The organism is Streptomyces sp. NPDC001890 (assembly GCF_042891445.1).
GTDB lineage: Bacteria > Actinomycetota > Actinomycetes > Streptomycetales > Streptomycetaceae > Streptomyces.
Genome location: NZ_JBIATE010000015.1, coordinates 70,445 through 83,345 on the forward strand (window position 1 = coordinate 70,445; position 12,901 = coordinate 83,345).

General features: G+C 70.9%; 12 protein-coding genes and 1 pseudogene. 4 read left to right on the forward strand and 9 right to left on the reverse strand.

Annotation, left to right across the window (positions count from 1 at the left end; genetic code table 11):
- Nucleotides 1-337 precede the first annotated feature (337 nt).
- Together ACFYY1_RS29075 and ACFYY1_RS29080 are read right to left on the reverse strand one after the other, a co-directional pair.
- Nucleotides 338-730 (reverse strand): DUF4267 domain-containing protein, encoded by a 393-nt coding sequence (locus ACFYY1_RS29075; protein ID WP_388590856.1) that lies wholly within the window; start codon nt 728-730, stop codon nt 338-340.
- A 102-nt stretch (nt 731-832) separates the two neighbouring features.
- Complete coding sequence (locus tag ACFYY1_RS29080) at nt 833-1,750, reverse strand: alcohol dehydrogenase catalytic domain-containing protein (protein WP_388590858.1); 918 nt, start codon at nt 1,748-1,750, stop codon at nt 833-835.
- 122 nt (nt 1,751-1,872) lie between these two features.
- On the opposite strand from ACFYY1_RS29080, the gene ACFYY1_RS29085 reads away from it, so the two are divergent.
- Both ACFYY1_RS29085 and ACFYY1_RS29090 read left to right on the forward strand, forming a co-directional pair.
- Entirely contained in the window at nt 1,873-2,322 is a 450-nt protein-coding gene (locus ACFYY1_RS29085; RefSeq protein ID WP_388590859.1) for a winged helix-turn-helix transcriptional regulator, read from the forward strand.
- A 778-nt stretch (nt 2,323-3,100) separates the two neighbouring features.
- The gene (locus tag ACFYY1_RS29090) at nt 3,101-4,108 is read left to right on the forward strand and encodes a methyltransferase (protein WP_388590861.1); all 1,008 of its coding nucleotides are present in this window, start codon (nt 3,101-3,103) and stop codon (nt 4,106-4,108) included.
- Nucleotides 4,109-4,492: 384 nt separating this feature from the next.
- On the opposite strand, the gene ACFYY1_RS29095 is transcribed toward ACFYY1_RS29090, so the two are convergent.
- The 3 genes from ACFYY1_RS29095 to ACFYY1_RS29105 form a co-directional block, all read right to left on the reverse strand.
- Nucleotides 4,493-4,819, reverse strand: a complete 327-nt coding sequence (locus ACFYY1_RS29095; protein WP_388590863.1) for a hypothetical protein — start codon at nt 4,817-4,819, stop codon at nt 4,493-4,495.
- A 188-nt stretch (nt 4,820-5,007) separates the two neighbouring features.
- Complete coding sequence (locus tag ACFYY1_RS29100; RefSeq protein WP_388590864.1) at nt 5,008-6,129, reverse strand: trypsin-like serine peptidase; 1,122 nt, start codon at nt 6,127-6,129, stop codon at nt 5,008-5,010.
- Nucleotides 6,130-6,404: 275 nt separating this feature from the next.
- Nucleotides 6,405-7,982 (reverse strand): FAD-dependent monooxygenase, encoded by a 1,578-nt coding sequence (locus ACFYY1_RS29105; RefSeq protein ID WP_388590866.1) that lies wholly within the window; start codon nt 7,980-7,982, stop codon nt 6,405-6,407.
- Between the two features lie 73 nt (nt 7,983-8,055).
- Between ACFYY1_RS29105 and ACFYY1_RS29110 the strand changes: the two genes are divergently transcribed.
- Nucleotides 8,056-8,619: a CGNR zinc finger domain-containing protein gene (locus tag ACFYY1_RS29110; protein WP_388590868.1), complete on the forward strand. Its 564-nt coding sequence runs from the start codon at nt 8,056-8,058 to the stop codon at nt 8,617-8,619.
- A 67-nt stretch (nt 8,620-8,686) separates the two neighbouring features.
- Here the strand turns inward: ACFYY1_RS29110 and ACFYY1_RS29115 are convergent, their stop codons facing one another.
- Complete coding sequence (locus ACFYY1_RS29115; protein WP_388590870.1) at nt 8,687-9,931, reverse strand: MFS transporter; 1,245 nt, start codon at nt 9,929-9,931, stop codon at nt 8,687-8,689.
- 138 nt (nt 9,932-10,069) lie between these two features.
- Between ACFYY1_RS29115 and ACFYY1_RS29120 the strand changes: the two genes are divergently transcribed.
- Entirely contained in the window at nt 10,070-11,005 is a 936-nt protein-coding gene (locus tag ACFYY1_RS29120; protein WP_388590872.1) for a LysR family transcriptional regulator, read from the forward strand.
- Nucleotides 11,006-11,034: 29 nt separating this feature from the next.
- On the opposite strand, the gene ACFYY1_RS29125 is transcribed toward ACFYY1_RS29120, so the two are convergent.
- From ACFYY1_RS29125 to ACFYY1_RS29135, 3 genes and pseudogenes are all read right to left on the reverse strand, one after another.
- Nucleotides 11,035-11,283, reverse strand: coding sequence for a hypothetical protein (locus ACFYY1_RS29125; RefSeq protein ID WP_388590874.1), 249 nt, complete (start codon nt 11,281-11,283; stop codon nt 11,035-11,037).
- A gap of 14 nt (nt 11,284-11,297) precedes the next feature.
- Nucleotides 11,298-11,887: pseudogene (locus tag ACFYY1_RS29130) on the reverse strand (zinc-binding dehydrogenase); the annotation flags it as partial.
- 137 nt (nt 11,888-12,024) lie between these two features.
- The gene (locus ACFYY1_RS29135) at nt 12,025-12,900 is read right to left on the reverse strand and encodes a carbohydrate ABC transporter permease (RefSeq protein WP_388590875.1); all 876 of its coding nucleotides are present in this window, start codon (nt 12,898-12,900) and stop codon (nt 12,025-12,027) included.
- Nucleotide 12,901: the final 1 nt, after the last annotated feature.

A 12,901-nucleotide genomic window follows, 5' to 3' on the forward strand; every position in this document is an offset into this window, starting at 1 on the left:
GCCCAACCCATCAGCCGCATCGTCCGGTTGACCGTCGAGGACGTCATCGAAGAGGGCGACACCGTCGCAATCCGGCTCGGCGACCCACCCATCGCCACTGCCCGCCCCCTTCGCCGATCTCGTGCACGCCCACCTGGCGGAACAGCCCCGCCTCGCCCGGACCAGCAGCCGCAGCAGGGCTTGGATCTTCGCAGTCGAGACGGCGGCAGTACGGGGGGACCTCGGCCACCGGGGACTGGGCGTAGGCGTGGGCGGGCGGATCCACCTGGGCAGGCAGCGTTCGCGTACGCCTCCGCCGTACGAGGTCCCGGATCCGGGACCCGCTTTCGTGCGGACCTCAGGCGGCTGCCGGCCGCTCGCGCAGCAGCAGTACCGCGGTCACTGCGACCGTCGCCGCAGCCAGTCCGTGGACACCGTACGCGGTCGCCGCCGGGCCGCCTGCGTTCAGCACGATCAGCATGTCGCCGACCGGGACGACGGCCATTGCCGCCATCGCCACCCCGAGCGCCTTGCGCTGCTTGGCCAGCAGCAGCGCGAGTATCACCAGTCCGAAGCCGATGTCCCGCATGCCCTTGACCGACAGGAAGCCCTCCCCCTGGTCCTGCGGCCAGGTCGGCAGCCCGAAGCCTTCGGCCGTCGGCTGCGGTGCGAGCAGGAAGCTGATCCCGGTGTAGACGAGGAACAGGCCGCCGAGGACAGCGAGGACGGTGGCGAGGCGATTCATGGCCATGGTGGGTCTCCTGAGGGTGTGGTGCGGTGGGGCGGATGGGAACGGATCGACGGCGGGCGGGTGCCGGTGAGCCCGGTCGGAGGCTCACTCGGCGCCGGGTGGTCAGGGGCAGATGATGTAGCGGCCGCGGAGGCCGCCCTTGGCGGTGGCCCGGTGGGCTTCGGCGGCCTGGTCCAGAGGGACGACTGCGTGGACGCGGGCCGGGAGTTCGCCCGAGGCGGCGCGGATGAGCAGGCCGGCCAGTCGCGCGCTGTCGAAGGCGGTGAACACGGAGGCGACCGAGATCCCGCGCTCGGCGGGCGGTTCGAGGCCCGGCCGCAGCCCGACGTAGGCTCCGCCGTCGCGGACCAGCCTGAGCGCCTCTTCATTGAGCTGGGCAGGGTCGACGACTGCGTCCCATTCCGGCTGGGCGTGCGTGGTGAAGTCGGCGCCGAGGCCGCGGACGAACTCCTCGTCGCCGGTGCGGGCGAGCCCGGTCACCTGCCAGCCGCGTTCCCGGGCGAGGACGGCGACGTTCGCTCCGACCGCCCCCGCGGCGCCGGTCACCAGCAGCCGGGCCGCCCCGGCGGGCGCGTCGCCGAGCAGCTCGACGGCCTGCGCGGCAGCCAGCCCGTTGAGGGGAACCGTGGTCGCGGCCAGCAGGTCCAGCTCGTCGGGGACCGGAACGACGTCGGCCGCCGCGACCACGATCTGCTCGGCGTAGGTGCCGTAGTCGCGGTCGAAGCCGACCACCAGACCGGCCACCCGCGTACCGACGGCCAGGTCGACACCCGGCCCGGCCGCGTCCACGACGCCGGCGAACTCCCAGCCCAGGCCCGTGTGTTCGGGCTGATCGACCATCCCCATCGAGTGGAAGAAGCCCGCCGCGACGCCGAGGTCGGTGGGGTTGACCGTCGCCGCGGCGATGGCGACGCGGATCCGGCCGGGGCCAGGGTCGACGACGGGCACCTCGATGACCTCGATCGAATCGGGCCCGCTCGGGATGCGGACGACGGCGGTGCGGAAGGTGTGGGTGCTCATGGCTTTTGTTCCTCTGCGGTGGGGTGATCGTTTCCGTGCTCCATGCTCGTTTCGTAAATCCCGCGGCGGTAGAAGGCACTTGGAAGTGCGTAAGCTGCCCGTAGGTACGGAAGGGGCGATCGATGTCGACACAGACGGCGGCTCAGCAGCGGGCCGAGGCGAGAGCGAGCTACAACGCGTTCATGGAGGGCTGCCCCAGCCGCCAGTTGCTCGACCGCATCTCCGACAAGTGGGTCGCGTTGATCCTCGCGGCGCTCGGCAGCGACGGCCCGCACCGCCCCGGGATCGACCACGAGGACGGGCCCCGGGCGATGCGCTACTCCGAACTGTCCCGCCGGCTCGCGGGCGCCAGCCAGAAGATGCTCACCCAGACCCTGCGCTCCCTGGAAGTCGACGGCCTGGTCACCCGTACCGTCACACCCACCGTGCCCGTCACCGTCACCTACGAACTGACCGACCTCGGTCTGTCCCTGAACCACGTCATGGTGGGCCTCAAGAGCTGGGCCGAAACACACATGACCGACGTACTCGCCCACCGCGAGGAACACCACCGCAAGGCAGCCGGGCAGTAGAACGCGCTACGCGTCACGCGGCCGACCCGCGCAGCGACGCGCTGACCGATGAGGTCGCCGCCGGGGTCAAGGCCGTCGTGCCGTACTTCGCCCAGGCAGCCCAGGCAGCCCGGGCAGCCCACGCTCCGGTGCAGCGCTACGTGATCCTCTTACGATGGCAACTCGACGGAATGTGCTGAGCTGCTGAAACGCGCGCGCCGCCGCGTGAGGGGCCCACGCAGATGTGTGGAGATTCCCGGCGGACTTCCGTGTGCGGAGGCCGCCGGTCCGGGCGGTCAGGGCAGTCAGGGCGGATTGCTGGATTGCCGGATCGGGGACCGGCTGGAACTGCCGGTCCCCGAACGCCTGCTGGGGCACCGCCCGGACGAGCTCCTCACGAACGCCACTGGCGGACGCCCGGATACGCCCGATCGCAGCCGTACCCGGCAGAACGCGGACCCACGTCCGGGTGAAGACGGCTGGAAGCCCCCTGGCCCTGCCGCGCCGCAGGAAGATGCACTGGGACCAGCGGCTACCGAACCCGTTGGCCCGCCGACACCGGTCACCCGGCCCGAGGAACCCCCGCCGGACCTGCCACCCCCGCACCGTCTTGTGCGCCATCCTGGCCCTGGCCGGACCCCCCTGACGCGCGAGCCCTCGGAAGCGGCAAGCAAGCCGTCGCGACACCTCGTTCGCGCCCTTTCCCCGCCCGACCGGTTCCTCGCCATTCGGCCACCGCGGGGATCGGGTCCCGCCAAGCCCTGGCAAGAGAAGTCCCGCCAAGAGAAGGTGACACATCATGAACACGGAACGGCAGTCTGCCGCCCGGCTGATCGATGAAAGCCTGGGGTTCCTGTTTCCCGCGGCGCTGCGCGCTGCAGCCGCCGTGCAGGTGGCCGACCACATGGCGGACGGTGACGAGAGCGTCGAACGGCTCGCCGAGGCGACCGGCACGGACAGCCGCAAGCTCGGTCGCGTCCTGCGGCTGCTCGCCACTCGCGGTGTGGTCGAGGAGACGGGCGAGGGACGTTTCCGACTGACCGCCACCGGCCAGGCCCTGCGCTCGGACGCCTCCCATTCGGCCCGTGCCGCGATCCTCATGCTGACCGACCCCACCATGTGGCGCCCCGCCGGAGAGATGCACCGCTGCCTGACCGACGGAGGCTCCGCCTTCACCGAGATCTTCGGGACGCCGTTCTTCGACCACTTCGCGCGCGACGCGGAAACCGCCGCCGTCTTCCACGTCGGCATGGCCGCCATGTCGGATCCCGAGAACGAGCCCATCGCCGAGGCCTACGACTTCCCGCCCACCGGCACCGTCGTCGATGTCGGCGGCGGCCACGGCGGCCTCCTCATCGAGGTGCTGCGCCGGCAACCCGGCCTGCACGGGGTCCTCCACGACCAGGCGCACGTCCTGACCGGCCACCGGCTCGACCACGAGGACATCATCGGCCGCTGGTCACTGTCGGAGGGCGACTTCTTCTCGTCGGTCCCGGCAGGAGACCTCTACCTCATCAAGCGCATCCTCCACGACTGGAACGACGAGCAGTCAGCCACGGTCCTGCGCAACTGCCGACAGGCCATGGCACCCGGCGGCCGCATCCTCGTCATCGACGCCGTCGTGCCGCCCGGCAACCTGCCCCACCAGTCCAAGACCCTGGACCTGATGATGATGGCCTCCCTCGTGGGAAGGGAGCGCACGGAGGAGGACTTCGCGCAGCTCTTCGAGGAGGCCGGGTTGCGGCTGCGCCGAATCGTGCCGACGCCAACCGTACTGTCCGTGGTCGAGGCGGTGAGCGCCGAGTAGGACAGGACGCGCAGGACGAGCAGGGCCCGCAGGAGGCGGAGGCGCGGGCGATCTCAGCGGGCTCCCGCGCCTCGGTCGGGGGGGCGTCAACGCAGCCGGAAACATCTACCGCTACACCGGTGATCTGCCCAGCTGATCCGCAACCACTCGGCATCCCGCCGCCGGAAGTCAGGCCGGTCACGCCCCCCGGGCGCGACCGGCCTCGGGGCGTGACCGGCCTCGGGGCGTGACCGGCCTCGGCACAAGCAGGAACCGGCGAGCTGCCCCCTCCATCGGACGATCGACGCCACAGGCTGCTGCCCACGGTCGGCGCGAGTACCCCGGAAGGCCATCACACCAGCCCCGTGACCTGCGACTTCTAGGTGGAGGGGGATTACCCCACGGTCACCCCTCTTCCCAGTTGGCGCTGCCTGCTCCTGTGCCACCACCGCATTCGCCTTCGGAGGTGCCGCGCTGGCCGGGGTTCAGCGTGATCCACTGGCCGTTCGTGTCCGGCCAGATCCCGCAGACGATGGTGGCTCGAAAGGCGACTGCGGTCTGGGTGTTGTTGGTGCAGTCCGCGAATCCCTTGTATCCGTCGACCCACGTGCGGCAGGTCAGGACCCCCTCCGCCGCGCGGGGTGCGGCTTCGGTGGTGTGGGCGGAGGCGGCAGTAGCCGGCGTGAGCACCGCGACGGCGGCGGCGACGGCGGTCATCAGTCGAAGCTTCATGTGAAGATCAACGCCCAGAGGAACCGACAGGACACGGCCCCTTTCAGGAGGCGGGCCGGGAGGGGTGTCCCATCGGTGTGCGGGCGAGGAACTCCCGGCCGGCGCGCCGCCGGTACGGGTGGGGTCCCGGCGCGCCGCCGGGACCCCACCCGTACCCCGGATCCGGCAGGCGGGAGCCAGACCGTGAATCAGCGGAGGTCCTGACGCGACTGCGCCCAGTCGTAGAGACGGTGGGCGCTGTCACCGAAGCGCGTGGCGTAGAGCGTGGGGGTGTGCCCGCCCGCGAGTTCCTCGTCGGTGGTGGTGACGCCCACGACGGTGCCGGTGCCGGTGCGGGTGTCGAAGTGGGCCAGGTGAGGGCCACCGCTCGACCCGCCTGACATGTCGCAGGTCCCGCCCCACAGCAAGGGGGCCTTGGGACCGGGGTGGCTCGTGCCCGCGCAGTGGATCATGCGGGATCCGACGTACTTGTCCTTGGGATCGTTGAGTCCGTGGTTCGGGTACCCGAAGGCGTGGACGAACTCGTCCTCGACCGGCCGGCCGAACCCGATCTGCTGGCTTCCGGTGACGTCCGCGATCGGGCGCCCCCCGGCAGCGGGGTTCGCCACGAGGAGTCCCGTGTCGTAGCCGGCGGCGGCGACGTCCGACGATTCCGTGGTGTCCGGATCGGCGTCCCAGCGGGAGGAGGTGGCCATGGTCCTGATGCTGAAGCCGCCGAGTGGTTTCGTTCCGTTGCGGTAGCCGGGCACGAAGTAGAAGTTGTGGTTCCAGGTGTCGTCGGCGGAAGGCGACCCGACGCTTCTCAGACAGTGTGCCGCCGTGATGACGGTACTGCGGTTGGCGCCGGCGACGACCGTCGCGGTGCAACTGCCGTCGTAGCCGTCGGAGAAGGTGAAGAACAGGCGGCCGACGTTCTTCCGCACCGCCCCGCCGTGTGTCCACACGGTCCCGGAGTCCGGCGTGTTCGCGGGAAGGGGCCGCGGGTCGTCCGGCGTGTTGTCGTTCTTGGGCACGGGAGTGATTTCGGGGACCAGAGCGCCTGCCAGCTTCATCCGCTCGGGGGTCCAGTAGGCGTTGATCCGGTTGCGCTCCTGTGCGGTCGTGGCGCCGGCGTGGGTGGTGATGGTGTCCGGTCCCGCCGCGTTGCCGCTGGTGGACGACGGGTTGTGCGGCGCGGCGTCGGCGGCCGCGGTCGGCGTGACCAGTGCGACGACGGCCGCCGACACCGCGACGACGGAGCCGATCGTGTGCCGGAGGGCCCTGCGGGTGCTGTCCTGGTGACCGCATGGGCGGTGAGGAGGTGTGCGCATGCGTCGGGACAGTAATCACGCGATGTCAGGAAGCGGTCAGAGGAGTGTGAAGGCGGTGTCCGCACGGCCGGTCGGCGCGCCGAGCAGAGGAGGCCGGGCCCTGGGGGCGTTCACTCGCCCACCACACTGAGGCGGGGGCAGGCGGCATGCCGATGTTTCTGCCCGGTCGCCCTTGCGACCTCCGGTGCCCCAGGACACAGCACACGGATGTTCCGTGAGCGGGAGCGCTGACCGGCTGCCGCGCATCCGGGTCGTCAGGACCGCTCCTGTGGGCGTCACGAGGCCGCGAGTACGCGCCGTACGAGGGCCGGGAGAGTCGACAGGTCCGCCGGGCAGGTGCCGCGCCAGGCGATGTGCCCGTCGGGGCGCACCAGGAGTGCGGCGTCCGCGTGGTCGGGTCCGACGAGGCGTGCCCACTGCCCGGGATCGGCCTCCCGCTGTGCGGCGGTGCGGACGCCGCGCAGGGTGAGGGGGATGCCCGCCCGTTGTACGGCTTCGGCCTGCCGCTGCCATTCCGGGGTGTCGTGGGCCGTGATCAGAGTGAAGCCGGGGCCGATGAGGTCGAGGGTGGATGTCACGTGCGCGGGGCCTCCGGTGAGGCGGACGTGGGGTACGCGCTCTCCTGGCCGGCCGCCGGGACGGGAGCCGGACGTGTCCAGGGTGCTGGGGTGATCGGCGTCCTCCGGGTCGGAGAGGACGGCGGCGGATCGGTAGGCGGCGGTCAGCAGGAGTTCGTCGTCGATGCGGTAGCCGGTCCGGTGCGCCGCGTTGGCGGTGGAGATGTCGATGACCTGGCGTGCGAGGGGGCGCCGCTCGGTCTCGTAGGTGTCCAGGAGGGCTTCGCCGGCGTGCCCGGCGGTGACGGCGGCGAGTTTCCAGGCGAGGTTGTCGGCGTCGCCGATACCGGTGTTCATGCCGTGCCCGCCGGTCGGCGGGATGACGTGGGCGGCATCGCCCGCCAGCAGGACGCGCGAGTGGCGGTAGGTGTCGGCGAGTTGGGCGTCCATGCGCCAGGTCATCGTGTCGCGGACCGTCACGTCCAGGTCGGGGATGCCTGCGGCCGTGCGGACCAGTTCTGCCAGGAGTCGGTGGTCCGTCGGATCCGCCTCCGCGCTCGCGTCCGCGGCAAGGGGGTACTGGTAGATCCAGTGCCGGTCGTTGTCGACGGCCATGAACCCGCCCCGGCCCGGGGCGGTGAGGAAGTACGAGGCGCTGGCGCGGTCGGCCACCACCCGGCCCAGGGGTGCCTCGAAGCGGATGCTCAGATACCGCCCCAGACCAGTGGGGCCTTCCATCCTGATCCCGGCCCCGGCGCGCACGGTGCTTGCGGCGCCGTCGCAGCCGACGAGCCAGTCCGCCCGCAGTCGGTGCCGGCGGCCGGTGGCCCGTTCCTCGATGACGGCTTGTACGCCCAGGGCGTCGTCGGCGAAGGAGGCCAGACGAGTGCCGAACCGGACCCGGGAGCCGGCCTGCTCCTCGGCGCGGCTGAGCAGCAGGGGCTCCAGAGCGTCCTGGGAGCAGATGAGACCCGGCGACGGCGTGCTTTCGGGGCCCTCGCCGGGTTCCCGGGCGAGGCCGGTGCGGACGTAGTCGGGGTCGACCAGGTCGCGACCCCGGTAGAAGTGGACCTGGTCGGCCGGCAGCCCCGCGGCGCGGACCGCTCCCTCCAGCCCGATGCGCCGGAAGATCTCCATGGACCGGGCCGAGACGCCCCGGGCCTTGGGATGGCGCGAGGTGGCGGGGTGAGCCTCGATCAGGACGTGGTCCACACCGTGGTCCGACAGCAGACAGGACAGGGTCAGACCGACGGGTCCGCCTCCGACGACCAGCACGGACGTATGCGTCTCGGACACGGCGAGCCTCTTCCTGCCTGCACGATCAATCACGTAACGACTATGAATAATTTAGACGTTACCATGGTGGGTGATGCCAGCTCACCGAGCGGAAGAGCCCATGGACCAGCAGTTCACCGACGACAACCCGCGCGGCCTGTACTTCCTGGCCGATCTGATCAATGCCGTACAGGACGGAAGCGGAGCCACACCGGCCGGACTCGAAGCCGTGGTGGAAGCACACGGCGGCCCGCCCCTGCGACTGACCGGGACCACCGCGGAAGAGGTCCGCGAGGCCGTTGCGGTCGTCGCCGGCATCTTCGACACGAAGGACGAGGACAGCGCCGCCGAGGCGATCAACACCCTGCTCGACCGGTACCCCGCCCGACCTCGGCTGGCCCGCGTCCCGGGCCGCCGCTGGTCACTCCGTACCCAGGCCCCCCATGGCGCACAGCCGGCCCCATGGCTGCTGTCCACCGCCGCGCTCGCCCTGGCGCTCTGGCTCAGCGAACGCGGCTACTGCGCATGGGGCCGCTGCGCCGCACCCGGATGCGACCGCTACTTCATCGACACAGGGCGCCGCACCCCGCAGCGCTACTGCTCGACCCGGTGCGGAACCCGGGTACGAGTCGCCGCCCACCGCAATCGGAGCCAATGACCTGCACCCGCGCACTCAGCGAGCAGTGTGCGGCAGCCTGCGGGCCTCAGCGGTGGGTCGCGGCGTGTCATGCGCCGCTGCGGGCCGGCTCCGGCTCGTGCCGCGGCGTCCGGTCCTGCCGGGGAAGCAGGAGCGGGCTGGTGAGGATGAGCAGTCCCGCGACCGTGAGAGCGGTGCGGGGGCTGGTGAGATCGGCGAGCAGGCCGGTGAGCGCGGTGAGGACGGCGATGGACGCCTGCTGGCCGATCGACCAGGCCGTCAGGGTGCGGGCGACAAGATGCTTGGGAGTGTGTTCGAGCCGGTAGGTGGCGAGCACCGGGCTGTACAGGCTCATGTTGATGATGATCGCCAGCTCGACGGCCATCACGGTGACGAGGCCGACGACGCCGGGACGGACGAAGGCCAGGCCGATCAGCCAGACGGCACGCAGGGTGCCGACGGTCCGGAAGACCCGGTGCTGTCCGAAGCGGGCCACGACACGGCGGGCCAGCCGCGAGCCGATGAGTCCGCCGAGGCAGGGGGCGGCAAAGGCGAGGCCGTACTGCCAGGGCGGGAACCCGAGCCGGCGGAGCAGGAGTACGGCCAGCACCGGCTCGGTGGCCATGATCAGACCGGCGACGAGCATTTGGTTGAGGTAGAGCGGCCGCAGGACGGGGTGACCCATGATGTGCCGCCAGCCGCCGAGCAGCGCGCCCGCCCGGAGTGGGCTCTTGCCGGTCGTTCGTGGTGCTTCTTCCTGGCCGCGAATCGCGGTGATGCCCAGGGCGGAGAGCAGGTAGCTGAGCGCGTCGGCCACCACGGAGGTCACCGGCCCGAACAGGCCGATCGCCGCCCCGCCGAGCGGTGGCCCCACCGCGATGGAGCTCCAGTTCGTGGACTCGAACCGCGCGTTGGCGACGAGCAGGTCATCCGGTCGGACGAGGGCCTTGAGGTAGGCACCGCCGGCCGCGTTGAACGCGATCTTGGCTGCGGCGATCACGGCCGAGATCACGAGCAGCTGGACGAAACCGAGCCGGCCGAAGGCGTAGGCGACCGGGATCGTCGCCATGGCCGCGAACCGGGCCAGATCCATCGTGATCATGACCGGGCGCTTGCGCCGGAACTCCACCCACGGTGCGAGCGGCACCGCGATCAGCGCCCCCACCGCCGGCCCCACCGCGGACAGCGCGGACACCTCGGCGGGACCGGCGTGCAACACGAGTACGGCGATCAGCGGCAATGCCCCGAACCCCAGCCCGGACCCGTACGCGCTCACCGCGTACGACGCCCACAGCCAGCCGAACTGCCGGCCCAACCGCCTCCTGCCCACCATGCTCGGCGCTCCCTGTGAAATCCCGTCCGAACAATCCGACGTCGACCGGTGAGAGCTAAGTGGGCAGGGCCATGGCAGGTCAAACAACCGAACTGTCAGCGATTCACAACCATCGGTTGTTCAGTAGGGTGGGTGGGCGTGGATCTCGAAGCAGTACGTACCTTCGTCGGCGTCGCGGAAGCGGGCCAGTTCCAGAAGGCCGCCGCCGACCTGTCGATCACCCAGCAGGCCGTCTCCAAACGCATCGCCGCGCTGGAGCGCACCCTCGGCGTGCGGTTGTTCACCCGTGCCCCGCGCGGCGCCGAGCTGACCATCGACGGGCAGGCGTTCCTGCCCCACGCACGCGAGCTGCTGCGTGTCGCCGAGCGTGCGGGCGCGTCCGTGCGCCCCGACCGCCGTCCGCTGCGCGTCGACGTGATCGCCTCGCGCAGCGCACAGTCGGGCCTGATGCGCGGCTTCCACCGCGCGCACCCCGAGATCGACCTCGACGTGATGACGCTGTTCGACATCGGGACGGCCGTCACCGCCATCCGCTCCGGTGCGATCGATGCGACCTTCCGCGCCGTCGCCGCGCCCGGCCGGCCCCTTCCCGAGGACATCGAGTCCGTCCGGGTGCTCGACGAGCCGCTCCAGCTCCTCACCGGCCCCGCCCATGCGCTGGCGGGCGCCCGTTCGGTGACCGTCGCCCAGCTCACCGGGCACCGGATCTGGATGCCCGGCATCGCCCCCGGTACCGAGTGGGGCGCCTACTACGACGACCTCGTCGCCGAGTTCGGCCTCACCATCGAGGTGACCGGTCCCAACTTCGGCTCCGACGCGCTCCTCGACACCATCTCCGACACTCCGGCCCTGGCCACCTTCATGGGCGAGCACATGCGCCTCATCTGGCCTGCCGGCCACGGCCTGCGCCGCATCCCGGTGACCGGCCCGACGCCCGTCTACCCGCACTCGCTTCTCTGGCACCGCGACAACCCCCACCCGGCACTGGCCACCCTCCGCGCCCACCTCGCCGCCACGACGGCCGGCCAGGACGCCGCCGGCACCTGGGTACCGGGCTGGGTCGTCCCGCGCTGAACGGCTGCCGGGCGCGCGGCAGGGTTGTTCTATTCGTCGAGAAGGGGGCTGTGGCGTTCGGTGAGTGGGCCGACGCCGAGATCTTCACGCATGAGCCCGCGCATCTCGGCGGCCGCCTTGCCGCGTGCCTCCCAGCGGGCGCGATCCTGCGGACTGCTGACAGCAGTTCCGTCGATGTAGCCGTCGCGGATGCTTCGCAGGCAGTGGAACACGATGTTGGAGGCCCTGACGACGGGTTGGGGCGCGATGAGCCACATCCGTTCCGACGCGATGTCCATGTCTGAATCCCGGAAGCCGACGGCGCCTCGTCCAGGGGCAGTTCATGCGAGACGACGAAGCCCGGCCGGGCCCGGCCCTCGATGATCATGTCGCGCAGGTACCGGTTGTAGCGCTTCACGTTGCACTGCCCCGTGCACGGGCGCAGGCCCTTCTCGAAGAGCTTGCCGACCGGGACGAGGAGCATGCGTGCCTGGCCTGCTCGTCGGGGCCTCCGGGGCCGGACGGAACGTAGAGGCCGGGTACGCCGAGCGCTCCGGTGGCCCGGACCGTGCCGACGAGCGAGTTCAGGACCGTCGCCGGTTCCTCGCGGTCGGTGCCGCGCGCCGCCGCCTGGTAGCCGACGGCGTCGACGCCCTTGTCCGTGCCGATGCCTTCGGTCCGGTCCTTGATCTGCTCCACGGGGTCGCCCTCGGCGAAGTTGACCGGAATCGCACCGATCTCCCGGGCCTTTTCCAGCCGTTCGGGAACGCGGTCCACGACGAAGACCTTCTTCGCGCCGCGCAACAGGGCCGAGTAGGCGGCCATGAGCCCGACCGGCCCGCCGCCGTACACGGCGACGCTCTCACCTGGGCGGACCCCGGCGAGCTCACAGCCGTGGTAGCCGATCTTTGGTCGCCCCGCCCCACCTGCCGCATTTCGCGTGACTCATCTCTCATGATTTCTCCGACGGCCTCCGCGAGGACATCGCCGACCGCTGACCCCGGTGCGGACGGTGGTCCGCACCGGCACCGCGTTCCTGGTCATTCATCGATGCCGGAGCGCTCCGCGCCCGCGACGATGTGGCGCTGGAGTACCAGGAAGACCACCAGCAGGGGCAGGATCGAAACGGCGGCTGCGATGAACAGCTCGTGCAGGTTGACGGTCTGAGCCGTGGTGAAGGTGGCGAGCGCGACCTGCACGGTCCACGCGTCGCGCTCCTGGCCGATCACCAGCGGCCAGAGGAACGAGTTCCACGAGCCGATGAAGACGATCGCCCCCACGGCGGCGAAGACCGGCTTCGTGTTGGGGACGACGATCCGCCAGTACGTACGCCAGTAGCCGAGCCCGTCCACCCTGGACGCGTCCTCCAGCTCCCGGGGGAAGCCGAGGAAGTACTGCCGGAAGAGGAAGGCGGCGAACGCGCTGAAGAGGGTGGGGACGATCAGTCCGCGCAGGGTGGAGACCCAGCCGAGCGACGAGACGAGGACGAAGCTCGGGACGAAAGTGACGGCGGACGGGATCATCAGGGTGACCAGGAACGCGTAGAAGACCTGGCTCGCATACGGATACTCGATGCGGGCCAGCCCGTATCCGGCCATCGAGGCGAGCAGCAGGGTGCCGACGGTCGTGAGGACGGCGATCACGGCCGAGTTCCACAGGGCGTGCAGCATGGGGACGTTGCTGTCGTTGAACAGTTCCCGCAGGTTGCCCCACTGCAGGCTGTGCGGGAAGAACGTCCAGTCCGCCCCGGTGATGTCCGCTTCGGTGGCCAGGCCGTTGCGCACCAGCAGGTAGAACGGGACGAGAAAGAGCACGGCGAGCGCGATGAGCAGCACGAGCCGCAGTCCGCGCGCGAGCCGGCGGAGGGCATGGGTCGTGGAGAGCCCTGTTGTCCGATCCGTCGGGTGCTGTCGCATG

What these genes read in the sequence shown, in the direction of transcription:
- ACFYY1_RS29075 (WP_388590856.1), bottom strand. Translation starts at nt 730, where the DNA reads ATGGCCATGAATCGCCTCGCCACCGTCCTCGCTGTCCTCGGCGGCCTG.
- ACFYY1_RS29080 (WP_388590858.1), bottom strand. Translation starts at nt 1,750, where the DNA reads ATGAGCACCCACACCTTCCGCACCGCCGTCGTCCGCATCCCGAGCGGG.
- ACFYY1_RS29085 (WP_388590859.1), top strand. Translation starts at nt 1,873, where the DNA reads ATGTCGACACAGACGGCGGCTCAGCAGCGGGCCGAGGCGAGAGCGAGC.
- ACFYY1_RS29090 (WP_388590861.1), top strand. Translation starts at nt 3,101, where the DNA reads ATGAACACGGAACGGCAGTCTGCCGCCCGGCTGATCGATGAAAGCCTG.
- ACFYY1_RS29095 (WP_388590863.1), bottom strand. Translation starts at nt 4,819, where the DNA reads ATGAAGCTTCGACTGATGACCGCCGTCGCCGCCGCCGTCGCGGTGCTC.
- ACFYY1_RS29100 (WP_388590864.1), bottom strand. Translation starts at nt 6,129, where the DNA reads ATGCGCACACCTCCTCACCGCCCATGCGGTCACCAGGACAGCACCCGC.
- ACFYY1_RS29110 (WP_388590868.1), top strand. Translation starts at nt 8,056, where the DNA reads ATGCCAGCTCACCGAGCGGAAGAGCCCATGGACCAGCAGTTCACCGAC.
- ACFYY1_RS29115 (WP_388590870.1), bottom strand. Translation starts at nt 9,931, where the DNA reads ATGGTGGGCAGGAGGCGGTTGGGCCGGCAGTTCGGCTGGCTGTGGGCG.
- ACFYY1_RS29125 (WP_388590874.1), bottom strand. Translation starts at nt 11,283, where the DNA reads ATGGACATCGCGTCGGAACGGATGTGGCTCATCGCGCCCCAACCCGTC.
- ACFYY1_RS29135 (WP_388590875.1), bottom strand. Translation starts at nt 12,900, where the DNA reads ATGCGACAGCACCCGACGGATCGGACAACAGGGCTCTCCACGACCCAT.